The organism is Leifsonia psychrotolerans (assembly GCF_013410665.1).
Lineage (GTDB): Bacteria > Actinomycetota > Actinomycetes > Actinomycetales > Microbacteriaceae > Cryobacterium > Cryobacterium psychrotolerans_A.
Genome location: NZ_JACCFM010000001.1, coordinates 3687852 through 3712269, shown reverse-complemented (window position 1 = coordinate 3712269; position 24418 = coordinate 3687852). Strand labels below are relative to the sequence as shown.

Here is a 24418-nt window from a genome sequence, read left to right as displayed (position 1 = left end):
TCGCCCGTGTCGGGTGCACGCGGCACGATGGCTGGAAGGCACGTGTGCCACGACGAACTGGTCGACGCCGTCAATGAGCAACTACCGAAAGCGAAACGTCACTCTGCCTCTGGTCGTACGATCCTGGCCACACCTCTCGTTCCCGCGGCGTCTCTCTTGCTTCCACCGTCGTCGCCGGCCACGGCCTCACCATCTCCGGAACCGACTTCACCCCGGGCTGCCAAGTGCGCTTCGAACTCCACTCCGACCCCGTCGTGCTCGGCACCGCGACCGCCAACGCTGCGGGTTCAGTGAACTTCCAGGCGACCATCCCCGCGAACACCCCGGCCGACAACCTGGTCCAGCGCATCCTGGAGACGCACAACCGCGTCCCTGGAGTTCGGGCAGCCTGCACTGAGCAGAACAGACGCTTTCATCTCTCACGTCTCGCACCCCGTGGGAAGGCGCGAAAAAGGGCCGGGCCCGGTGTGCGAGTGAATCCCACTACTGCACACCGAGCCTGGCCCTGTTGTCGTTGTGACGGCGAAGCAAAAAACTTACTGCCCGCCCGAACGACCTACTCCCATTCGATGGTTCCCGGCGGCTTCGACGTGACGTCGAGCACGACGCGGTTGACCCCGTCGACCTCGTTCGTGATGCGGTTCGAGATCTTCGCGAGCACGTCGTACGGCAGGCGGGTCCAATCGGCGGTCATGGCGTCTTCCGACGAGACCGGGCGCAGCACGATCGGGTGGCCGTAGGTGCGGCCGTCGCCCTGCACGCCCACCGAACGCACGTCGGCGAGCAGCACGACCGGGCACTGCCAGATCTCGCGGTCCAGCCCGGCGGCGGTCAGCTCGGCGCGAGCGATCGCATCCGCCTTGCGCAGCAGGTCGAGACGTTCCTGCGTGACCTCGCCGACGATACGGATGCCGAGTCCGGGGCCAGGGAACGGCTGGCGCTGCACGATGACGTCGGGCAGACCCAGCTCGGAACCGATCGCACGCACCTCATCCTTGAACAGGGTGCGCAGCGGCTCGACGAGCTCGAACTGCAGGTCTTCGGGCAGTCCACCGACGTTGTGGTGGCTCTTGATGTTCGCGGTGCCGCTTCCGCCGCCGGACTCGACGACATCCGGGTAAAGCGTGCCCTGCACGAGGAACCGGATCGGGTCGCCGTCGGTGGCTGCGGCTTCGGCGACGAGGTCGGCCTGAGCCTGCTCGAACGAACGAATGAACTCGCGGCCGATGATCTTGCGCTTGGTCTCAGGGTCGCTGACTCCGGCGAGGGCGTTGATGAACTGCTCACGGGCGTCGATCGTGACCAGGCGCACGCCGGTGGCGGCGACATAGTCTTCTTCAACCTGGCGACGCTCATCCTGACGCAGCAGACCGTGGTCGACGAAGACGCAGACCAGCTGGTCGCCGACGGCCTTGTGCACGATCGCTGCGGCGACGGCGGAGTCGACTCCACCGGACAGACCACAGATGACCTTGCCGGTGCCGACCTGCTCGCGAATGCGGGCGACCTGCTCGGCGATCACGTTGCCGCTGTTCCAGTCGGCGGGGATGCCGGCGGCGCGGTGCAGGAAGTTCTCGAGCACGTGCTGGCCGTGCTCGGAGTGCTTCACCTCGGGGTGCCACTGCACGCCGTAGAGCCTGCGCTCGTCGTTGGCGAACGCGGCGACCGGGGTCGATTCGGTCGAGGCGAGAACGGTGAAGCCCTCCGGCGCCTTCGAGACCGAGTCGCCGTGGCTCATCCACACGGTCTGCTCGGCCGGCTGGCCGGCGAGCAACGCGTTGCTGTCGTCGGTCACGGTGACCGGAGTCGCGCCATACTCACGGGCGCCGGTCTCGGAGACCTCGCCGCCGAGGGCGGTGGCCATCACCTGGAAGCCATAGCAAATACCCAGCACCGGAATGCCGAGATCGAAAATCGCGGCGTCGAAGCTCGGCGCACCCTCGGCGTAGACGCTCGACGGCCCGCCCGATAGCACGAGGCCGATCGGGTTCTTCGCCTGCACCTCCGCCGCGGTGATCGTGTGAGCCACGATCTCCGAGTAGACGGATGCCTCGCGCACGCGCCGTGCGATCAACTGCGCGTACTGCGCGCCGAAGTCGACGACGAGCACAGGACGGGCGATGGTTTGTTCGGTCACGCTCACGCGCGGGCCTCCTGCACGGTTTCGATGGTTGCGGAGCCCTCACGGGCAGCCAGGAAAGCCTTCACCTGCCGGGCGACGCGCACCTCGACGAAGAAGGAAAGTGTGGGCACGACGCCGCCGAGTGCGATGAGCACGAAGCGCCAGAACGGCCAGCGCATCATGCTCCACAGACGGAAGTCGGCGAAAAGGTACAGCACATAGAACCAACCGTGCGCGATCAGGATGCCCGTGCTCAGGTTCACCGCGGTCACGGTGCCGCTCGGAACGAGGGCGAGGAAGCCGAAGGCGCCGCCCAATTCAATCTCATACCCGAAGATGAACTTAAGAATCACTTCCGCGCAGAGCAGCAGCAAGAAAACACCAGTGATGACGGATGCCACCTGGTAGAGCCGGAGTGCACCGGGGATCCTGGGAATATCGGCGGGCTTAGGTGCAAGTGGCATAGGCCAAGTCTACGTGGCTATTTCTGGGTGATCGCCTCGTTCGCGGCGGCCACCGCGGCGAGTTCGGCCAACTCTTCTTCACGCTCGACGGCATCTTTCACCAACCGGAACCAGAGGAATACGGCGAACCCGGCGAAGACGGCCCACTCCAGGGCGTAGAACACGTTGAGCCAGTTGAGTTCGACCTCGTCGACCGGAGCGGGCGCATCGATGACGGCGAGGCCGGGTGCGGCCAGTTCGTCGACGATGAATCCGAAATACACAGGCTGCTCGTTGAAACCAGGCCACAGATTAATGAGTGCAGCGGGGGCGACAGTGGTCATCTCGTGCGGATCGTGGCCGTCGGCGGGCACAACGGGAGCCTCGGCCTCAACGAACCGCCCAGCCAGCTCGATCTGCACTGCCGCGTGGACCTGCAACTCTTTCTCCGCGGCCTGGGCCGCCTTCAGCGTCGGAGCCCAGCCGCGGGCGACAGCGATGCTCGCACCAGCCGAGTCGACGAAGTGACTGACCACCCAGAAACCGCTCTCACCGGCGTTCAGCCGCTTCGCGATGATCTGCTCGTCGCCGGACACGTACGAACCAGTCAGTGTCACCTTGTGGCCGTTCGCCACGGACTGCGGCGGCCCGTCGGGTTGCACAAGGTCAGCCAGGGGCACCGCGGTCTCGGTGGTGCGCTCGACGACGGTGCCCGAGGCGATCGCACGATCGAGCTGCCATTGTCCCAGGAGCGCGAATCCGGCGGCGATGGCCAGGCAGAGCAGAAGCGCGGCAACCCAGCGGGGGCGCACCATCATACGAATCACGAATAGTCCCCTTGGTGCTCGCCCTGATCCGTCTGACGCGGTGGGCGGTTGTCGGTAATGAAGTCGATCATAGGATCAACCGGCTGGGTGTTGGCTCGGTCGGCTGCGGCATCCGTGGCATGCGCAGTGTCGACGACGCGCGTAACCGCACGATCGATGTCGTCACGCGATCCGGCACGCTGCCCGGCCGTCGCGGCCTCGACCAGGGCGATCTCCTCCTCGAGCATCGGGTTGCGCAGCGCCGCGCGGCGGGGCGGAGTGCGTTTCTTGCCGCGCAGGGCGCCGCCGATCCGCTCGGAGTTCGAGGCGAACAGTGGACCGAGCACGGCCATCGTGAGCACATACAGACCGGCGAACGGTTGCAGACGGTGATCGAGGCCGGCGCCGATCGACAGGGTTGCCAGAATCAGCGTGAATTCGCCGCGATTCACGAGGATGCCGGCCGCATTCATGCCCTCGACGATACCCATCTGATTGAGCCTCGCCAGAAGCATGCCCGAGACCAGGTTGAGTACGAATGTCATCACCACGGCGATCACCACGACGAGGATGACGGAACCGAACTCCGCCACGTTGAGAGCCAGCCCGAAGTTCAAGAAGAAGAACGCGGCGAACACATCGCGCAGTGGAACAGCCACTCGCTCGATCTTGGCCCGATACGTGCTCGCGCCGAGAACCACACCGATCAGGAACGCGCCGATCGCATCCGTCACACCGATGATTTCGCCGATACCGGCAAAGAGCACGGCCAGGCCGAAGAACAGAATCGTAAACAGTTCGTCATCTTTCGTGCGCACCAGACGCGAGACGACTTTGCCGCCCCACCGGGCGAGCGAGAACATGACGATGAGAAAGAGGAAGGCGATGCCGAGTTGCAGCACAATCGGCCACACCTCGGTCTTACCGCTCAGCACAACCGAGACGATGGCGAGGTAGATGGCGATAAAGATGTCGCCGACCACCGTCACGCCGAGAATCATGGGCGTCTCTTTGTTGGCGAGGCGGCGCAGCTCGATCAGCAGCTTGGTGATGATCGCGCTCGACGAGGTGCCGGTCATGCCGGCAATGACGAGCGCCTCACGGGTGCCCCAGCCGACCATCATGCCGAAGGCGAAGCCCAGGCCCATGTTGATCAACACATAGGAGCCGCCCGAGATCAGCAACTTGCCGGCGTTGTCGAAGAACTCTTCTTGGTCGAACTCAAGCCCCAGACTGAACAGAAGCAGAATCAGCCCGAAGACGGCGATCAGCTCGATGTCACCCGAGTGGAAATCGAGCGGGAACCATCCCGAATGCGGGCTCGCGAGAAGACCAACGACCATATAAACCGGAATCGATGGCAAGCCGATGAGCTTGGCCAGTCGCCCCAGAACGTAGGCAACGACCAGCAGCAGGCCGAGGGTCAGAAGATCTTCGCCGACCGACATGCGTTAGGTTCCGGGCGGAGCGTCGACGGCTTTCGGCTTCACAGCGCCTGTGCGGAAGAAGGCGAAGGCTTTCGCCACCTTTTCCGGCGAGCCGGCGACCACGAGGGTGTCGCCGGGAAAAACCTTAAAGTCGGCAGCGGGGGCCGGGTTGGCGGATTCGCCGCGCACAACGGCCACCACGGTGAGGCCCGCGATGCCGCGATCGGCCGGGTTCCCCAGCGACTGGCCTGCAATGTGGTCGTCGTAATCGACGGTGAACCAGTCGATCGAGAGTCCGGGAATCTGATCGAGCGCGGTCAGCGACTCGGTGATCTGCGTGCCGCCGAGCAACTCGGCCAGCGTGTGCGCTTCGTCCTCGCTCAGTCTCAGGGAAACCTTGGCCGCATCGGGGCCGCCCTCTTCGTCGGCGAAGGTGATCAGATCGCTGTGGCCAGAGCGGTGCGCGATCACTCCAACCTTGCCGCCATCATCTGTCACGAAGGTGTGCAGCACACCAACACCGGGGAGTTTGACCCGCCGAACATCGACCATTGGTATGACTCCTGGGGGTTGAGGGGACGTCTTTCCAGTCTATCCGAGGCCGACCGGGCGGTTGCCCCGCGCATCCGCTCACCGACCGGGTTTGCCCCACGCACCTCCGCGAGAGGTCGGTCGCACGCCGGGCGAAAGCCTCCACACCGGCACACTCTGACTCTCACGGCACTCGTGCTGGGCGCGTTCTTACTCTCTGTAGCGGCCTGATTCTGGCGGAAATACATGAGTGGCCTGGGCGCAGGTACTTTTCGCTGCGAAAATGAACCCATGACTGGAACACTGCACATCACCGGCGACGACCGCGCCGACGAACTGCTCTCCTCGAACCCACTCGCACTGCTGATCGGCATGCTCCTCGACCAGCAGGTCGCGATGGAGACCGCGTTCGCCGGCCCGCTCAAGATCGCCGACCGCCTGGGCGCGTTCGACGCCGAAACAATCGCGGCCGCACAACCCGACGACGTCACAGAATTGTTTCGAATCTCCCCGGCCGTGCACCGCTACCCGGCGAATATGGCGGGCCGCACCCAGGCGCTTTGCCAGGCGATCGTCGACGACTGGAACGGCGACGCGGCGGCGATCTGGACCCGGGAAGAGCCGAACGGCCCGGAGGTGCTCGCACGGTTGAAGGCGCTGCCCGGCTTTGGTGAGCAGAAGGCGAAGATCTTTCTGGCCTTGCTCGGCAAGCAGTACGGCTTCACCGGTGAGAACTGGCGGCAGGCGGCAGGTAACTACGGCGAAGACGGATGCTTCCGATCGGTCGCCGACATCGTCTCCCCCGATTCGTTGGCGCGCGTGCGCGAAACCAAGAAAGCCGCCAAGGCTGCCGCGAAGGCGAAGCCGTAGGCCGAGTTCCCCACACGAACGAAGAACCGGGCCCATCAGTGCGATGGGCCCGGTCCGGGAATTCACGAGTGCCGTGGGAGGGTGTTAACTCGCGGTCTCGACCCGCCTGCGGCGGCGCACGATCAGGTTGAGCAGACCTGCCCCGACCCCAACGAGCACCAGCAGTCCGGCCAGTTCGAGCAGCGCAGCACCGCGTATCCCAGTGTCGGCCAGCCCCAACGCCGTGAGAATCTGTGTGGCCACGGTGGCGGGGATCACGGTGTGCACCAGCCGGTCGCTGTCGGCCCGCTCGAACCCGGCATTACCGAGGTAGCGCGCCGTGATCTCATGCTCTCCGAGTGTCAAAGAGGCGGTGCGAAACTCTGCCGTCCAGGACGAGACCGCAGCGTGTGCAGAGCCGAGGGTCGCTGCCAGGGCGACCGGGTCGCCGACGGGTTTTCCGTCTGCGAAGAACTGCACGCGTCCGGTCGGCGCGCCCTCTGAGGCGCCGCGGGGAACGACTACTGCAGTGAAGGCGACCTCAGCGCCCACCAGGCTCGTCGCCGGCGCAGCGAGTGAGATCGTTGCGGTCGCCACGCTCACGGCGTGCTCAATCGGTTCTGACTCGGCCGCTTCGAACGAGTCGTCGCCGGCATAGTGAGCGCGCAGAACATGGGCACCCACACCGAGGGCGGATGGCACGGTGAGTGTGGCCTGTGTGCCCGCGGCATTGAGCGTGCTGGTGCCGATGACCGTTCCATCGGCAAAGAACGTCACCGTTCCGCGGGGGGTGCCGCGTCCCGGCGCGACGACGCCGAGTGCCGCAGTGAGGCCGAGGTGCTCACCGAACACGGTGTGCGGTGCCGCGCTGCTGAGCTCGAGCGTGGTGACCGCACGGGTCACGACGAGTGGCTCGCCCTCCCCCGTCGATCCGGAGAACTGCGCGTCGCCGGCGAACTCGGCGACAACGGTGTGCTGACCGACGGCACTCGTGCTGAGCACGACGGATGCGACGCCATCCACCAGCGCGCCGGTGCCGACCTCCACCGAACCGACCAGAAATCGGATGTCTCCGGTCGGAGTTCCAGCACCGGGCTCGACGACCGTCAGGCGTGCGGTCAGGGTGACCGTCTCACCGAACGTGGCCGGGTTCACGTCACTTTCGACGCTGATGACCGTGGCCGCCCGCATGACCTCATGATCAAGTGCCGAGGCCGACGAACCAGAATAGTTTCCGTCGGCCACGAAGGTTGCGACGATGCGGTGCTGGCCGACCGCGAGGCCGTGCACACTGAGAGCGGCAGACCCGTTCGCGGTGGGCACCTCGACGGCGTCGCCTCCGTCGATTGCGAAAGCGACAGATCCGGTCGGCGTTCCTCCGCCGGGTGCCGTCACGGCGACATCCGCCGTGAAGGTCACGTCCTGTCCGCTCACGCTCGAGAACACGTCGCTCGTCAGTGCGACGGTCGTGGCCGCGGCGGTGACCGCGTGCACACATTCCATCGAGCCCGAGCCGACGAACCGAGCGTCACCGTCGAAGACAGCGGTCAGCAGGTGGCTTCCCACTGGGAGTTCCGACAGCGTGGTCGTCGCACTGCCGTCGACGACAGCCTGCGAGTCCACCAGGATGCCTCCCGCATAGAAGTGGACGATCCCCGTCGGTTCGCCGGCGCCGGGCGCGCTCGCGGCGACATCCGCCGTGAAGGTAGCGGCCTGGCCGTAGACCGTCGTCGATGCGTCACTGGTCAGTGTCGTCGTCGTCGGGCACGGGGCGACGAGGTGGTCGAGTGGCTGCGACATGGAACCGACGAAGGTGGTCCCACCGTTGTAGACAGCGGTCACGAGATTGCTGCCGACCTCGAGGTCTGCGCCCGACCACGAGGCTTCACCGTCGGTCAGAGTCCCGATGCCGACGCTGGCCCCGTTGATAAAGAATTCAACGGTGCCGGTCGGCAGGCCGACAGCAGGTGCCGTGGCGCTCACCCCCGCTGTGAAGCTGACCGATTCCCCCCACACCGTCGATACCGCGGTTGCAGTGAGATCGACCGTACTCTGCCCCTTCTCAATCGTGAGATCGGTGGGGAGCGACGCGGATGCTTCGAACTCGGAGCTGCCGACGTAGACGGCGAGCACCCGAAGGCCTGCCGGTGCTGCGGGGGTGAACTCGATCGTTGCCTGCCCGCTCGCATCGAGTTCGGCCTCGCCGATCGGCGTACCACTCTCGGTCTGCAGTCTCACGGTGCCGCTCGGTGCACCCGCGGCCGGTGCGACCGGGCTCACGGTGATCGTGGCGGTGATCGGCTCCCCGAAGACCGCGGTCGTCTGGCTCGCCAACGTCGTTTGGGTGGGACCCTGTGCGATGTCAACGGTGAGCGTCTGCGCTGAGTCATGGAATCGCAGATCATCGGCGGTGAACCGCGCCGTCAGTGTGTATGACCCCACGGCGAAAAGTCGGGCCGGAAATGTCGCGACGCCGTCGATCACGGGGGCTGTCTCGACAAGACCGCCGGATGCCGTGTACAACGCGACCGATCCGGTCGGCGTCTCCGCCGGCAGAGCGGAGGAACTCACCTGAGCGGTGAAGCCGATCGGGTCGCCGACCACGGTCGAGGGCTTCGATGCACTGAACGAGAGCTGAGTATCGAACGACGGCGAGTAGGTGAGAGTGACCCGTCCGCCGCCACCGGCGAGCGCGGAACCAATCACGCCGTCGCCACTCGCGAAGGAATCGCCGCCCCCACCACCACCGCCACCGCTCCCGCCCACACGACCGGCAGTCCCGCCATTACCGCCGTGGCGGTATCCTGCACCACCGCCGCCGGCGCCGCCGCCGGCCGAAGCGCCACCTGCTGAGCCACCCGCACTGCCGGCCCCCGAGCTTTGCCCGCTCGCGTTTCCGCCTGCGCCCTTGCCTGCACAAGTCCCCGTTGCGTTCGCACCGGCGAGGCCAGCGGGACCGCCCTGACCCGCGCTGCAGTTGAGCCAGATTCCGCCGCGTCCGGCCCCGCCACCACCACCGGCAGCGACCAGGATGGCCGTGCCGTCGTTGCGCGTGATGGCGCTGGAGCCACCGCCGCCCGCTCCCGCTCTGGTCAGTGAATTGATCGGGTCGCCTTTGCCGCCTGCACCGCCCGCGGTGTAGCCGGAGCCGCCGGCGCCCGGCGAGTTGCGGCCTCCAACAGCGCCACCGACCGTCGAACCCCACAGGCGCAGCGACTCACCCGGAGTCACGGCGAACGTGCCAGCGACGAGCGCCCCCGCGCCACCGCGGCCGTCGTCCGTCATCGGCCACGTGGTTCCCGGAAAGTTGACCTCCGAGTCGCCGCTTCCGCCTGACGCACCGGTGACCGTCGCCGTGATGCGCGTGACTCCGGCCGGCACCGTCCACACGGTGACGGCGGGGCTCGTGAATGCGATCGTGGTGTCTGCCGCACTCGCCGCGTCAGGGCCGACCAGAACGCCCAGCGCGGTCAGGCCAGTCGTGGTCAGCGCGAGGGCCGCGAGGGCGGCGAAGGCACGCAGGCGAAACCCTGCAGGTGCGTGGTGACCCAGACGGATGTGATCCGGGGCCGGCTGAAGAGGCGTGAGCGCAGCACGAACTGCCATTGGATTCGAGTTCCTTTTCGGTGGGCGTCGGCAGCCGCATGCCCGGGGAAAAGGGCAGATTCTTGGGTACGAAGAAGCGGTCTCGAGTACGAAGACCAGCGGCTGGATGCCCCCGTCCACACTGTGGCTCTTCGGCGGGCACGAGAACTCACGCTACGAGCGCCCTGTCGGCCCAGTAAGGAGAAGCGGAAAAAACCGTTACTTTCTAACGGGTACGCAAACGGGTCAGTTCAGGCGGCTATGCGCCACCGACCATCGAACGCAATTGTCGGCGCGAGACCAGTCCCAGCTTCGACATCACATTGCGCATGTGAAAGTTGATGGTCGTAACCGAGAGAAACAGCGTTTCGGCGATCTCACGGTTGGTGTGGCCGCGCGACGCATGATGGGCGATCTGCCGCTCCCGCTCGGTGAGCGTGTCGAACGGGTCGATGGGTACGGCGTCGTCGGTACCGCCGGCGAGCCTGATCAGCCGCACGGCCCGCTCAAGGTCGGGGGCCGCGCCCAGCTGGGTGAACGTCGCTGCGGCCAGCTGCAGCTGCTCGAGCGCCTCCGCATCCCGGCCAACCGCAAGCAAAAGTCGTCCATAGTCGAAACGAACTCGGGCGAGAGGGAACGGATACGACACGGCAGCCGGCTCACAGAGTGCCCGCTGGTAGAGCTCGTGCGCGGTCTTGTGATGCCCGGCAGCGTCTTCGACGCGAGCGTTCAGCCAGGTGATCGATCCGTGGAACGGTTGCCATTTGCCGGCCGCCAGTGCGCTGATCTCGGCCAGAGCCTGACGCGCCTCACCGACGCGGCCAAGCCCTGCGAGCGCCTCCACTCGGTACGTCAGCCAGCCGCGCGTGGTGGATTCCAGTGCGCGAAGGCTCGGTGCCGAGCAGATTCGGAGCACGTCTTCGGGGTCTCCCAGCGCTCGCGCCAGTTCGGCCTGCGCGATCACGGCCATCGCGGACTCATAGGTCTCGTGCGGGCTCACCCGAGACCGCTCGCCGGCTTCGACAAGCGCGAGAACGGCGGCTTTCTCACCGCGTGAAGCACGCACCAATGACGCCACGGCGTATGTCACCGGGCGAATCGAGAAGGCGGTCTCGTCCCACACGTGACTGAGCGCCGTGTCCGCCGTGGCCAACGAGCCCTCCCAATCACCCAGGAGATACTGCGCGTGCGCACGGATCACCGGCACGTGCCCTGCCGTCCAGGCGTGCGGATACCGTGCGAGCACCGAGCGGGCCGCCAGCATATCGGAAAGGGTTCCGGGGACGTCGCCGGTTTGCATTCGGATGCCCGAGCGCGTCACGAGGGCGTCGACGAGCTCCGGTGATGCCGCGGCCTTCTCGATCAAACCGCTCAGTTCTGCAAAAGCCGCACTCAGCTCGGCGGAGGAGCCGGTGCGGGAGGCGCCCGTGATCGCCCAGCCGAGCAGACGCATGTGCTGGCTATCGGCATTGAACATCCAGCGCAACCGGGGGTCGACAGCCTCGGCATCCGTCGTCCTCACGTCATTCACCCGGCGTCGACCGACGGCCACCTGCTCGAGAATCGGCGCCATGTCCCCGGTCGTCAATTGAAATTGCGGGATCTGCCCGGCGATATAGGCCCGCACGATGCGACCCTCGGCAGAATCGTTCTCCGGAGCCGAGCCGTCGTAGTCCTTTGCTTCGACGAGGGCGCGGTCGAGCCTCCCCGACACCGCGAGCGTCTCGACCCGGACGGCCGCAGCGACCGGCCCGTTCGGAAGTGCCTCAATCTGGGGCAGCAGGTCGAGCACATTCTGATGCCGACGAAAGCGGAGTGCGAGCAGAACCAGATCGAGCAACGCGTCGTCGTACTCGGGCCCCGGCGGAAGGAGATCCAGCACGATCCGCAACGTGCGGATCGCCTCGTCGGCCTCCGCGACGCTCTGCGACGACTGTGCCAGCATTCGCACCGCGGCGAGCAGTGGGCCGTCGGCTTCCGTGGCTGCGCACAAACTGTGCCGCAATCCTGCCCGACCGGGCAGCACGGTCCCCGCCGCCCGGTGGATGTGCCGAGTGAGAGCCGGGTCGAGGCTCTGCTCAATCGAGTGCGTGAGAAGGTCGTGTCGTGGCCGCAGCCAGAGGTCACCTTGCCAGGAATATACCTCGATGAGGCCGGCTTCCCGGGCTGCATCGAGGTCGACTTCACGGCGTAGCGCGGCCGCAACCTGCCGGATCGCGGCCACCGGCACCGGGCTGCGGAGGATGGCGGCGATTTCGGCCAGGTTTTGGGCCGGCCGGGAGGCCGATTCGAGTAACCGAGCAAACGGGTTGCGGGCGGCGGCGACCAGCGGAATAGGCATTTCCCACAGAGACGTCGTCTCGTGCGCTGTCGCTCCGATCACATCCAACGCTGCGGTCAGCAAGGCTGGGGATCCCCCCGTCGCTTCCCTGAGCTGCTGGGCGCTCCGCATCGAAATGCCGCGTCCGAGAGCCCGACCGGCGAAGGTCTGTACGCTCTGGGCCGCCAGGGGCTCAATCGCCAGAGCAAGATGGCGCTCACCAGTGGCCGCCAATTCGGTGAGCAACTGCACAAACGCGTTCTGCCGGGCGCTCGGCCGGGTCGCAACGACCGCCACGAAACGGCCGTCGAGCATCCGGTTTGCTGCAAACCGCAACGCCCGCGCCGACGCCGGATCCAACCACTGCGCATCGTCGACTGTGAGAAGCACGGGAAGGCGCGAGCGGTCGAACTCGTCGAGGAGCCGTCCGCCAATCTGCCGCGGGTGGGCGACGGCATCCACGGGCACGAACGCCGTCCGTTTCGAGCTCACGAATCGAAGGATGCGTTCCACGGCCGCGAACGGCTGATCCGCCTCATAGGGGTCGGCCGTGACGTTCACGATCTTCCAGCGTTTATCCGTCGGCTCGATCGTGCGCAAAAATGTGGTTTTGCCCATGCCGGATAGCCCGGTCACCAGGATGGTGCCGCCCTTCGCCGCGGCGAGCACCTCGCGCGCTTGTCGCACAAGCGAGGTTCGCTCGGGCAGATCGGCGGGCTGACGCAGACTCACAGAAACTCCACGCCGTGCTCAAGAAATAGTCCCTCGGCCCGGTACGCCGATCGCGTGAAGTGCTATCTGTGGGGCTACGGCACGCCCACGAAACTCTTCGTACTCACCAGCATTGCAGGCGGTCGTCACCGAAACGCCGAGAACCCGCTTTTCACCCCTGAACTGGGTGTCTTTCCCGCTGTTAGGACGACGAGACGATGTCGGGAGCCTCCAGCCGTACCCGGTCGGCCGATTCGTCGTCGGGCTGCTCCTGCGAGGCTCGCTCGGCCGCAACCCGCTTCAGGTACACCGCGACCTCGTGTTCTTCGGTGTCGGCGTCCCAGCCGAGGGCCTGAGCCATCAGTCGGGCGGCGACCGGCGCGGCTGACGCACCACGGTCCCAAGCTTCGATCGAGATCCGGGTGCGGCGAGCGAGCACATCGTCGAGGTGCAACGCCCCCTCATGGGTTGCCGCATAGACGATTTCTGCTTCGATGTAGTCGTCGGCACCGGGCAGCGGATGCGCCAGGGCGGGGTTGTCGCGAATGAGGTCAAGCAGTTCGTCGGTGAGAGTGCCATACCGGTTCAGGAGATGCTCGACCCGGGCAGTGTGCAGCCCGAACGCCTTTGCGATCTTGCCGCGCTTGTTCCACGCTGCCTGATACCCCTCCGCGCCGAGCAGCGGGATGTTCTGCGTCGTCGAGGCCGGTATACGCCCGTCGAGCGCGTCGACTGCCGCATCAATGGCATCCTTGGCCATCACACGGTAGGTGGTCCACTTGCCACCGGCGATCACCACGAGACCCGGCACGGAATGCCCGACAAGGTGCTCGCGGGACAACTTCGAGGTTTGGTCCGATTCACCGGCGAGCAGCGGACGCAACCCGGCGTAGACGCCTTCGACGTCTTCGCGGGTCAGCGGCACGCTCAGCACCGAGTTCACATGTTCGAGCAGATAGTCGATGTCGGCAGCAGTGGCGGCCGGATGCGCCTTGTCCAGGTGCCAATCGGTGTCTGTGGTGCCGATCAGCCAGTGCCGACCCCACGGAATCACGAACAGCACACTTTTCTCGGTGCGCAGCAGCAGTCCCATCGCCGACTGGAACCTGTCGCGCGGCACCACCAGGTGAATGCCCTTGGACGCCCGCACCTTGAAGGTGCCGCGTTCCCCCACCATGCGCTGAGTGTCATCGGTCCACACTCCGGTCGCGTTTACGACCTGCTTCGCCCGCACCTCGAACCGTTCGCCGGTTTGCAGGTCGTGGGCGTGGACGCCGACGACCCTCTCCCCCACCTTGATGAAACCTTCGACACGCACCCGGCTCGCCACGTGGGCACCATAGAACGACGCGGTGCGCACGAGTGACGCCACGTAGCGCGCATCGTCGACCTGGGCGTCGTAGTACGTGATGCCGCCGACCAGTGCGCCATCCGCAATGCTCGGCATCAGCTTCTTCACCTGAGACTTCGACAGGTGGCGGTGGTGCGGCACGCCCGGCGGCATGCCGCCACTGTACGAAAAGATGTCGTAGAGCAGCATTCCGGCGCCCACATAGAACCGCTCGGTGACGCGCTTCTTCAGCGGGTACAGAAAACGCACGGGCTTGACCAGATGTGGTGCGATGCGTTGCAACAGCAGACCGCGTTCGATCAACGCCTCACGCACGAGACGAAAGTCGAGCTGTTCCAGATAACGGATTCCGCCGTGCACGAGCTTCGACGAGCGGCTCGACGTGCCGGAAGCCCAGTCACGCGCCTCAAGCAAGCCGACACTCAGCCCGCGTGTGACCGCATCCATCGCGCTGCCGGCACCAACGATGCCGCCACCGACGACCAAGATGTCAAGCTCTTTTTCCTTGAGCCGGGCGAGCGCGGCCTCGCGCTCCTCCGGCCCCAGTTTCGTGGAACGTGTCACAGAGTTGCTCGTGGCCATGTGCGGACTCCCATCCAAACGGCAAGACGCTTAACTCGACGCTAGTTCACCGGGTACGGCGCGACAACCACTTCGACTCGCTGGAATTCCTTCAGGTCGGAATATCCGGTGGTCGCCATCGAGCGGCGCAGCGCACCGACGAGGTTCGCGGTGCCGTCGGCAACGGGTGCCGGTCCGTAGAGAATCTCTTCGAGCGGCGCCACGGTGCCAACCTCGACACGCTTGCCGCGCGGAAGCTGGGAGTGGTGCGCTTCGGCGCCCCAGTGGAATCCGCCACCGGGAGCATCCGTCGACCGAGCCAAGGTCGAGCCCAGCATGACGGCGTCGGCTCCACAGGCGATGGCCTTGACGATGTCGCCCGAGGTGCCGAGACCGCCGTCGGCGATGACGTGCACATAACGGCCGCCGGATTCGTCCATGTAGTCGCGGCGAGCGCCGGCGACATCGGCAACGGCCGTCGCCATCGGCGCGTGGATGCCGAGGGTTGCGCGCGTGGTCGAAGCCGCGCCGCCACCGAAGCCGACCAGCACGCCGGCTGCTCCGGTGCGCATGAGGTGCAGGGCCGCCGTGTAGGTGGCCGCACCCCCGACGATAACGGGCACGTCGAGTTCGTAGATGAACTTTTTCAGGTTCAGCGGCTCTTGGTTCTGCGAGACGTGCTCGGCCGAGACCGTGGTGCCCCGAATGACGAAGAGGTCGACGCCGGCGGCGACAACAGTTTCGTACAATTCCTGGGTGCGCTGCGGCGAGAGTGCTGCGGCAACGGTGACGCCGGCGGCACGGATCTCGGCCAAACGCTCGGAGATCAACTCAGGTTTGATCGGGGCGGAGTAGATCTCCTGCATCCGTGCCGTCGCCTTGTCGGCGGGGAGGGTGCGAATCTCGGCAAGCATCGGCTCGGGGTTCTCGTAGCGGGTCCAGAGGCCCTCGAGGTCGAGCACCCCCACGCCGCCGAGCTGGCCCATCATGATCGCCGTGGTCGGCGAGACGACGGAGTCCATCGGTGCAGCCAGAATCGGGATGTCGAATTGGTAGGCGTCAATCGACCAACTGACCGAGACGTCCTCCGGGTCGCGCGTGCGACGGCTCGGAACGATCGCGATGTCGTCAAAGGCGTAAACGCGACGAGCGCGCTTGGAACGGCCGATTTCAATCTCCATACTCACCTGCCCAGTCTAGGCGGTGCGGTTCGGCCGGGCTTCGTTCTGCCAACCGGCCCTCGACGCGCGGCGTCCCATGGGGCAGCATGGGCAGATGGATGTCATCGCCGATCCCCTTGCTCTGCTGCGCCAACGCACCAGCATGAAATGGCGGACCTATCCCGAGGATGTGCTACCGCTTTTCGTCGCCGAGATGGATTATCCGCTCGCGGCCTCAGTTCGCGCGGCCGTGACTGCGGCGATCGAACGCAACGACACTGGTTATGTGGCACCCGTCAACGATTTTGCTGAGGCACTCGCCGGTTTCACACTGCGCCGCTGGGGCTGGCGAATCGACCCGGAACACGTTTCCACGACGACGGATGTGAGCGTTGCGATCGTCGAATCGCTGCGGCAGCTGATCCGGCCGGGTGACGAAGTGGTGATCAACCCGCCGATCTATCCACCCTTTTTCGACCTCATTCCCGAGGCGGGTGGTCTGGTCCGCGAGGTGCCGCTGGTGCACAGCGAGGTCGGCTGGACTCTTGACCTTGAGGGCCTCGAAGTCGCCTTCGCCGCTGGAGCGCGCGCGTATCTGCTCTGCAACCCGCACAATCCGCTCGGGCATCCGCACAGCGTCGAAGACCTGAGCGCCGTCGCCGAGTTGGCCGCCCGGTACGGCGTCACGGTCATCAGTGATGAGGTACATGGCCCGTTGACGCATAGCGACGGCATCTTCACGCCGTTCTTGTCGGTGTCTGAGGCGGCTCGGGAACACGGAATCTGTGTCACGTCGGCGAGCAAAGCCTGGAATCTGGCCGGGCTGAAATGCGCGGCATTCGTCACGGCGTCGGACCGGATGCACGAGATCGTGGCCGCCCTGCCGCAAGAAGTGAATTGGCGCACCAGCCAGTTTGGCTTGATCGCCGGCAGTGCCGCCTTCAGCGACGGCGACGCATGGCTCGACGGCGCGCTTGCGGCAGTGCAGTCGAACCGTCGGCTGCTCACCGAGTTGCTCGACGCGCAACTGCCGGGGGTCCGCTACGAGCAGCCGACGGCCAGCTATCTGGCCTGGCTGGACTTTCGCGCGCTGGGCTGGGGGACCGACCCCGCCGCGGTGGCGCTCGAGCGAGCGAAGGTTGCGTTGAGCTCAGGTCCCATGTTCGGCAGGCCCGGCACGGGCTTCGCCCGGCTGAACTTCGCCTGCTCTCCGGCGGTGCTCGCCGAGGCGGTCTCGCGCTTGGCTGCGGTCGGCTGAGCCGCCCACCGTCCCCGCGCCCAAAGACCGACTCACCCGATCTCGACACGCTCGATCAACGACACGGGTGCGACCCCACGACACGGGCGCGACCGCGACACGGGCGCGCACCACCCCGCTGGTCGAGCCTGTCGAGACCCCCGCCGGCCGACCCGCCCAACGCACCGCCCCGCCCCGCCCAAAGACCGACTCACCAGATCTCGACACGCTCGATCAACGACACGGGCGCGACCCCACGACACGGGCGCGACCGCGACACGGGCGCGCACCACCCCGCTGGTCGAGCCTGTCGAGACCCCCGCCGGCCGACCCGCCCAACGCACACCGCCCAGAGGCCGACTCAGCAGATCTCGACACGCTCGATCAACGACACGGGCGCGACCCTCGACACGGGCGCGACCTCGACACGGGCGCGCACCACCCCGCTGGTCGAGCCTGTCGAGACCCCCGCCGGCCGACCCGCGCAACGCACACCGCCCAGAGGCCGACTCAGCAGATCTCGACACGCTCGATCAACGACACGGGCGCGACCCCACGACACGGGCGCGACCCAACGACACGGGCGCGACCCACGATACGGGCGCGACCCCACGACACGGGTGCGACCTGCGATCGCGAAGGGGCCGCGCTGATGCGCGGCCCCTTCGGGAAGTACAACCGATCTTGCTTAAGAGCGACGGTAGTTTGGCGCCTCCATGACGATCTGCACGTCGTGCGGGTGCGACTCCTTGAGGCCAGCCGGCGTAATCCGCACGAACTGACCCTTCTGCTTGAGCTCCTCGATGGTGCGTGCGCCCACGTAGAACATCGACTGGCGCAGCCCACCGATCAGCTGGTACGCCACTGCGGCGACGGGACCGCGGTAGGGAACCTGGCCTTCGATGCCTTCGGGGATGAGTTTTTCATCGCTCGGCACATCCGACTGAAAATAGCGGTCCTTCGAGTACGACGTCTTCGAGCCCCGAGTCTGCAGAGCGCCAAGCGAACCCATTCCACGGTAGGCCTTGAACTGCTTGCCACCCACGAAGACAAGCTCTCCGGGACTCTCATCGGTGCCGGCCAGCAGCCCGCCGAGCATCACCGTGTCAGCGCCGGCGACAAGCGCCTTGGCGATGTCGCCCGAATACTGAAGCCCTCCATCGGCGATGACCGGGATGCCGGCTTCACGCGCAGCGAGCGATGCCTGATAGACGGCGGTGATCTGAGGTACGCCCACACCAGCGACGATGCGGGTGGTGCAGATGGAGCCCGGGCCTACACCGACCTTGATGGCATCGGCTCCCGCGTCGATCAGGGCCTGTGCGCCCGAGCGCGTGGCTACGTTACCGCCGATCACGTCGATGCCACGAAAGGCAGGGTCAGCCTTGAGCTTGCGGATGATGTCGAGCACGCCCGCGCTGTCGCCGTTGGCGGTGTCGACGACCAGCACGTCAACGCCGGCCTCCACAAGTCGCGTCGCGCGCTGCCAGGCATCACCAAAGAAGCCGATGGCTGCACCGACACGCAGTCGTCCGGCATCGTCCTTCGTGGCGTTCGGGAACTCCTCCGACTTATCGAAGTCCTTCACGGTGATCAGTCCGGTCAGCTTGCCCGCGTCATCGATGAGCGGCAGCTTCTCGATCTTGTGCGTGGCGAAGATCGCCACGGCGTCCTGCGGCGCCATTCCGACTTTGCCGGTGATCAGCGGCGACGTCGTCATGACCTCGCGCACCGTCGTGGTGTGCTTCTTCGTTTCCGACACGAAGCGCATGTCGCGGTTGGTGATGATTCCCACCAGCACGCCCTTGGCGTCGATGACCGGCAGACCACTGACGCGGAACTGACCGCACAGCGCGTCGACCTCCGCCACCGTGGCATCCGGCGTGGTGGTCACCGGGTTGGTGATCATGCCGGATTCGCTGCGCTTGACGAGGTCGACCTGCTCGGCCTGGTCGTCGATAGACAGGTTGCGATGCAGGATGCCGAGGCCGCCCTCGCGTGCCATGGCGATGGCCATGCGCGTCTCGGTGACGGTATCCATCGCGCTCGAGAGCAGCGGGGTGGCCACGTTGATACGCCGGGTGAGGCGTGACGTGGTCACGGCCTCACTCGGAATGACATCAGTGTGGCCCGGAAGAAGTAGGACGTCGTCGTATGTGAGCCCGGTGAAACCGAACGGATCTGGCTGATCCATGTCACCCCTTTGCAGATGTGGATAGTGAGAAAAGTAGACAGGGAACGATCGTTGGTCCCGATTCCTCAATGTTAAGCGAGATTCCACGTCGCGCATGCCCACAGCCCCATCTGCCTAGCCGACCCCCAGGTACGCCTCCTTAATAGCCGGGTTCGCCAGCAGTTCTTTGCCGGTTCCCTGATGTGTGATCGCTCCGGTTTCCAACACGAAACCGCGGTTCGCGCGGGCCAGCGCCTGGTTGGCGTTCTGTTCGACGAGTAGAACCGTGGTGCCCTGGGCGTTGATTTCAGTGATGATCTTGAAAATCTGCTTGATGAATTGCGGGGCCAAACCCATCGAGGGTTCGTCGAGAAGCAGCAGGCGTGGCGCGCTCATCAGTGCGCGCCCAATCGCGAGCATTTGTTGCTCACCACCCGACATCGTGCCGCCCAACTGGGTCTTCCGTTCGGCCAAACGGGGAAAGAGGTCGAATACTCGATCGAAATCCGCCGCCATGCCCGAGCGGTCGGCGCGACCGAACGCCCCCATGTCGAGGTTCTCCATCACCGTCATTCCGGGAAAGATTCCGCGTCCTTCCGGTGATTGCGAAATTCCTTTCACCACACGGAGGTGTGCTTTGACCTTGGTGATGTCCTCGCCGTCGAAGGTGATGGATCCGTGCGACGGGTTCAGCAGACCGGAGATGGTCTTCATCGTCGTCGATTTGCCCGCGCCGTTGGCCCCAATCAAACTGACGATCTCGCCTTCCTCGACCGTGAACGACATGTCGTGGATCGCCTGGATGCGACCGTAGTGCACGCTGACATCCTTGAGCTCAAGCAACGTCATCTTCAGGCTCCCCCAAGTAGGCGGCGACGACTCGCGGGTCGTTCCGGATGTCGACGGGAATTCCGTCTGCCAGCTTGCGACCGAATTCCAAAACCACGATGCGGTCCGTCACACCCATCACGAGTCTCATGTCGTGTTCGATCAGCAACACCGTGTAACCGTCGGCTCTGATCTGGCGGATAAGCACCATCAGATCTTCCTTCTCAGCGGGGTTGAATCCGGCGGCCGGTTCGTCGAGGCACAGCACCTTGGGGTCGGTCGCCAAAGCCCTGGCGATCTCCAAACGTCGCTGAGAGCCGTAGGGAAGGTGCCGGGAGAGAACTCCGGCCTGGTCGGCAATGCCGACGAATTCCAGCAGCGCCATGCCACGTTCAACCGATGTCTTCTCTTCGCGAGTGTGACGGGGCAAGCGAAGCAGCGCGCCGACGACACTCGTCTTATGCCGCGCATCCAAGCCGACGACAACGTTCTCCAACGCCGTCATCTCGCCGAACAGCCGAATGTTCTGAAACGTTCTCGCCAGACCACGTCGGGTGATGCGGTGCTGCTTGACCCCCTTGAGGGAGACCCCCTCCAGTACGACGTCTCCGCTGGTCGGCTTGTAGACACCGGTCATCGCGTTGAAGCAGGTCGTCTTTCCCGCACCGTTCGGACCGATCAAGCCGAGGATCTCGCCGCGTTTGATGTTGAATGACACGTCGTCAAGTGCGACAAGACCACCGAACTTCACCGTGAGGTTCTTGATCTCCATGATGTTGTCGCCCACCTCGACCGCAATTTCCCGTTCGGGTGCCACCGCCTCAACGACGTCGTTCGAAACGTCGAAAGCGGGAGGCACCGGGGCGTCAGCTGGCACAGCGCTCATGCCGTCGCTCCTTCCTCTGTATCGGATGTGGGGGGAACTTCAGGGGGCGCCGACGTTCTCTTTTTTGCAACCCGATTGTAGGCGTTCCGCCCGTAGGCCAGCAGCCGTTGACGGGCCGGGATGAGCCCCTGGGATCGGAAAATCATGATGACCACGAGCGCGAGGCCGAAGATGAAGTACTTGTACTCGGCAATCGCGATGAAACGCAGCGGGATATACGCAACGATGGCCCCTCCCAGCAGGGCGCCGACCTTATTGCCGGCCCCACCCATGACGACGGCGGCCACAAACAGAATGGAGGTCTGCACATCGAACTTCGCGTTGCTGACGAAGCCGACTTGTCCCGCGAAGAGGGCACCGGAGAGGCCGCCGACGGCAGCGCCGATCGCAAAGGCCCACACCTTGTATTTGAAGGTGGGCACTCCCATGATCTCGGCCGCGTCTTCGTCCTCACGGATGGCGACCCACGAGCGGCCGACCCGGCTTCGCTCCAGGTTCCCGACGAAGATCAGCACGATGATGATGATCGTCAGCGTCAGCCAGTACCACGGCGTCCCACTGGAGTTTGAGAAGATCTGCTGACCATCGGCCGTCACACCCGGCGGCCGGCCGACATTCTGAAAGCCGACCTGCCCCTTCAAAGCCGGGATGATGGTGGCCAGGATTCGCACGATCTCACCAAAGCCCAGGGTCACAATGGCCAGGTAGTCGCCGCGCAGTCGGAGGGTCGGCACGCCGAGGACTACGCCGAAGAACATGGTCACGGCCATCGCAACAGGGATGGTCCAGAGGTACGGGATATGCAGGAACGGAGAATCGGGGCTCGTGAGCATCGCCGCCACGTACGAACCGACGGCGAAGAAGGCCACATAGCCGAGATCGAGAAGTCCGGCGTAACCGATCACCACGTTCAGTCCGACGGCGATCAGCGCAAAGCTGGCCATGCTGAAGCAGGCCAGAGGCCAGTCGGTGCCCGGTTCAGTCGTGAGCAGCGGGATATTCACCACCGGCAGCAGGTACGCCAGCGCGACGACGATGAGAAGCCACAGCCATTGCACTTGCCGAGGCAGCCTGTTCCACCGGTCACGCAGCGGCTGGGTCCAGCCGGCCTTCCGCGTGGTCCGCGATTCCTGGTCGATCGATTCCTTCTGTGATTCGGCGGTCGGCAGGATCTTCGGGCCGTCTGTCATGCTCATGCTTTGCTCCGTCCGAGCGACGTACCAAGAACTCCAGTCGGCTTGATCAGAAGCACAAGCACGAGCACGACAAAGGCGATGACGTCCGTCCACTGCGAGTTACCGAGCAGAATCTGACCGTAATTTCCGATCAGGCCGAGCAGGAAGCCGCCGACAAGAGCGCCGCGCACGTTACCGATGCCACCAAGCACGGCCGCCGCAAACGCCTTGATGCCCAGCACGAAGCCACCGTTGTACTGCACACCGGAGGGGATCTGCATCACGTAGAAAAGGGCGCCGACACCGGCGACGACTCCACCAATCAGGAACGTGATCACGATGATCCGCTGCTTGTTCACGCCCATCAGCGTTGCAACGTCCGGATTCTGTGCCACGGCGCGGATGCCCCGCCCCGTACGGGAGCGGCTGATGAACTGGTCGACCAGGATCATCGTGGCCAGGGCCGCGACAACGATGATGATCTGCTGGCTATTGACGATGGTGCCGAAGACATCGAACACCGGGGTCGGAACGAACATCGTGACAGCCGGCTCAGGGTTGGCGCCGCGCACGATGAAGATCCCACCTTGAATCGCGAAGGATGCGCCGATCGCGGTGATCAAAAAGACGAGCCGGGGCGCATTGCGTCTTCGCAACGGTCGATACGCGACCCGCTCGACCACATAGGCGGTGCCGGCGGCCGCCAGCATCCCCGCGGTTAACGCCAGAAGAAGGTCAAGAATGATCATTCCCAGCGGCAGGGTGGGCGGGTTGGGCCCGAAGCCAAGTGTCACCAGCACCGCCACGACTCCGTAGCAGCCCATGATGAAGACTTCCGAATGGGCGAAGTTGATCAGGTTCAAGACGCCGTAGACGAGGGTATAACCCACCGCCACCAAACCGTAGATCGCACCGAAGGTGAGACCGTCAAAGGTGGCACTCCAGAAATTTTGAATCAATGACGGGATGTCGAACGAGATCCAGCCGTTGTCGAGAACAGGGTGAAGAAGTAGATCGAGCATTCAGGTATCCGCATCGTGAGCGCCTGGGACGTCGTCGTCTCAGGGGAAAAACTTGCGATGGATCAGAAGTGCCGCAGAGCATGGCATTGGCCACGACTCTGCGGCACTCACACGCAAAACGCTATCCGATGACTCCAATCGGAACGATCTTTGCGTTCTGCACCTTGTAGCCGTACACCGCGGGTATTGCGAGCTCACCCGTGGAGTTCCACTTGTAGTGCTTGCTCAGACCATCAGCGTCATAGTTCTTGACCCAGTTCAGCAGGTCTGGACGGGTGGCGTTGCCCTTGCCGATGCCCGAGAGAAGTACCGTTGCCGCGTCATAACCTTCGATGGAGTAGGTTCCGGGCTCCATGCTGAAAGCATCCTTGTACGCCTTCTCAAAGGTCGGAATCAACTCGCCCGGAATGCATGGGCAGGTGAAGTAGGCATTTTCAGATGCGTCACCGGCGAGTTTGATGAACTGGTCATCTTTCACGCCGTCGGGGCCGACGAATGTTCCGGTGTACCCCTTGGCCACCAGCTGCTGATCGAACGGAGCACCCTCGGCGTAGTAACCCGAGTAGTACACCGCATCAGGCTTGGCGTTCAGGATCTTCGAGATCGTTGCCGAGAAGTCCTTCTGGCCGGTGATCACCTTGTCGGTTCCCACGAGGGCAGAACCCAGTGCTTCAGTCGTCGTCGCGCCAAGGCCGATGCCGTAGTCCGAATCATCCTGAACCAGGTAAACCGTTTTGGCTTCCAGCGGGCCGGTCATGAACTTGGCCGCGGCCGGTCCCTGCACAGCATCATTGCCGAGTCCACGGAAAAAGGTCGTCCAGCCGTTCTTCGTCAGATCGGGGTTGGTGGCGGACGGGGTGATGTGCACCAGTCCCGCCTGCTCGAAGATGTTGCCGGTAGCCTTCGACTCGCCCGAGAAGGGGAGGCCGACGACGCCGATGATGTCCGCTTCGTTCACCGCCTGCGTGACGGGGCCGGTTGCCTTGTTCGGGTCACCCTCGGTATCGAACTTCTTGAAAGCGACCTGGCAGCCGGGATTGGCTGCGTTCTGCTGATCGACGGCTAACTGCACACCGTTGAAAATATTGATACCGAGCTGCGCGTTGGCACCGGTTTCGGCGCCGATGTAGGCGAGGGTGAGTCCGCCCGGGCAGGTGGCTTTTCCATCACCCGCTGGAAGCACTGCGTTCGGCGGGGTTTCGATCGACGTGAGGGCGGGCAAATCCACCCG

The 24418-nt window shown here is 64.9% G+C and carries 17 protein-coding genes; 2 read left to right on the top strand and 15 right to left on the bottom strand.

Going from position 1 to position 24418, the window contains the following annotated elements; genetic code table 11:
* Window positions 1–556 precede the first annotated feature (556 nt).
* The 5 genes from guaA to HNR05_RS16855 are packed head-to-tail and all read right to left on the bottom strand — an operon-like array spanning window position 557 to window position 5350.
* Window positions 557–2137 carry a glutamine-hydrolyzing GMP synthase gene (gene guaA / locus HNR05_RS16875; protein WP_179581129.1) on the bottom strand — a complete coding sequence of 527 codons (1581 nt, stop codon included), beginning with the start codon at window positions 2135–2137 and terminating at the stop codon, window positions 557–559.
* A 2-nt stretch (window positions 2138–2139) separates the two neighbouring features.
* Window positions 2140–2586, bottom strand: a complete 447-nt coding sequence (locus tag HNR05_RS16870; protein WP_179580213.1) for a DUF3817 domain-containing protein — start codon at window positions 2584–2586, stop codon at window positions 2140–2142.
* A gap of 17 nt (window positions 2587–2603) precedes the next feature.
* Window positions 2604–3383 (bottom strand): SURF1 family protein, encoded by a 780-nt coding sequence (locus HNR05_RS16865; RefSeq protein ID WP_246318724.1) that lies wholly within the window; start codon window positions 3381–3383, stop codon window positions 2604–2606.
* 5 nt (window positions 3384–3388) lie between these two features.
* Complete coding sequence (locus tag HNR05_RS16860) at window positions 3389–4819, bottom strand: cation:proton antiporter (RefSeq protein ID WP_179580209.1); 1431 nt, start codon at window positions 4817–4819, stop codon at window positions 3389–3391.
* Between the two features lie 3 nt (window positions 4820–4822).
* A complete protein-coding gene (locus HNR05_RS16855) occupies window positions 4823–5350 on the bottom strand; it encodes a cation:proton antiporter regulatory subunit (RefSeq protein WP_179580207.1) in 528 nt (175 codons plus the stop codon).
* A 270-nt stretch (window positions 5351–5620) separates the two neighbouring features.
* On the opposite strand from HNR05_RS16855, the gene HNR05_RS16850 reads away from it, so the two are divergent.
* Window positions 5621–6199, top strand: coding sequence for an HhH-GPD-type base excision DNA repair protein (locus tag HNR05_RS16850; protein WP_179580205.1), 579 nt, complete (start codon window positions 5621–5623; stop codon window positions 6197–6199).
* A gap of 84 nt (window positions 6200–6283) precedes the next feature.
* Here HNR05_RS16850 and HNR05_RS16845 read toward each other — a convergent pair whose 3' ends face one another.
* The 4 genes from HNR05_RS16845 to HNR05_RS16830 all read right to left on the bottom strand — a co-directional run bounded on the left by HNR05_RS16845 (window position 6284) and on the right by HNR05_RS16830 (window position 15887).
* On the bottom strand, window positions 6284–9784 hold the full coding sequence (locus tag HNR05_RS16845) for an Ig-like domain-containing protein (RefSeq protein ID WP_179580203.1): 3501 nt from the start codon (window positions 9782–9784) through the stop codon (window positions 6284–6286).
* Between the two features lie 238 nt (window positions 9785–10022).
* Window positions 10023–12815, bottom strand: a complete 2793-nt coding sequence (locus HNR05_RS16840; RefSeq protein WP_179580201.1) for a LuxR C-terminal-related transcriptional regulator — start codon at window positions 12813–12815, stop codon at window positions 10023–10025.
* Window positions 12816–12996: 181 nt separating this feature from the next.
* Entirely contained in the window at window positions 12997–14727 is a 1731-nt protein-coding gene (locus tag HNR05_RS16835; RefSeq protein ID WP_179580199.1) for a glycerol-3-phosphate dehydrogenase/oxidase, read from the bottom strand.
* A 41-nt stretch (window positions 14728–14768) separates the two neighbouring features.
* Window positions 14769–15887: a GuaB3 family IMP dehydrogenase-related protein gene (locus HNR05_RS16830; protein WP_179581127.1), complete on the bottom strand. Its 1119-nt coding sequence runs from the start codon at window positions 15885–15887 to the stop codon at window positions 14769–14771.
* 94 nt (window positions 15888–15981) lie between these two features.
* Here HNR05_RS16830 and HNR05_RS16825 point away from each other — a divergent pair, with 94 nt between their 5' ends.
* Window positions 15982–17124 (top strand): MalY/PatB family protein, encoded by a 1143-nt coding sequence (locus HNR05_RS16825; protein WP_179580197.1) that lies wholly within the window; start codon window positions 15982–15984, stop codon window positions 17122–17124.
* 667 nt (window positions 17125–17791) lie between these two features.
* Here the strand turns inward: HNR05_RS16825 and guaB are convergent.
* From guaB to HNR05_RS16795, 6 genes are all read right to left on the bottom strand, one after another.
* Entirely contained in the window at window positions 17792–19297 is a 1506-nt protein-coding gene (gene guaB / locus HNR05_RS16820) for an IMP dehydrogenase (protein WP_179580189.1), read from the bottom strand.
* 114 nt (window positions 19298–19411) lie between these two features.
* Window positions 19412–20125: an ABC transporter ATP-binding protein gene (locus HNR05_RS16815; RefSeq protein ID WP_179580185.1), complete on the bottom strand. Its 714-nt coding sequence runs from the start codon at window positions 20123–20125 to the stop codon at window positions 19412–19414.
* Complete coding sequence (locus tag HNR05_RS16810; protein WP_179580182.1) at window positions 20112–20990, bottom strand: ABC transporter ATP-binding protein; 879 nt, start codon at window positions 20988–20990, stop codon at window positions 20112–20114. Before HNR05_RS16810 ends, HNR05_RS16815 begins: the two co-directional genes overlap by 14 nt.
* Window positions 20987–22186: a branched-chain amino acid ABC transporter permease gene (locus HNR05_RS16805; protein WP_179580177.1), complete on the bottom strand. Its 1200-nt coding sequence runs from the start codon at window positions 22184–22186 to the stop codon at window positions 20987–20989. Before HNR05_RS16805 ends, HNR05_RS16810 begins: the two co-directional genes overlap by 4 nt.
* A complete protein-coding gene (locus HNR05_RS16800; protein ID WP_179580176.1) occupies window positions 22183–23187 on the bottom strand; it encodes a branched-chain amino acid ABC transporter permease in 1005 nt (334 codons plus the stop codon). Before HNR05_RS16800 ends, HNR05_RS16805 begins: the two co-directional genes overlap by 4 nt.
* Window positions 23188–23308: 121 nt before the next feature.
* Window positions 23309–24415 carry a branched-chain amino acid ABC transporter substrate-binding protein gene (locus tag HNR05_RS16795; protein ID WP_343062660.1) on the bottom strand — a complete coding sequence of 369 codons (1107 nt, stop codon included), beginning with the start codon at window positions 24413–24415 and terminating at the stop codon, window positions 23309–23311.
* Between the last annotated feature and the right edge of the window lie 3 nt (window positions 24416–24418).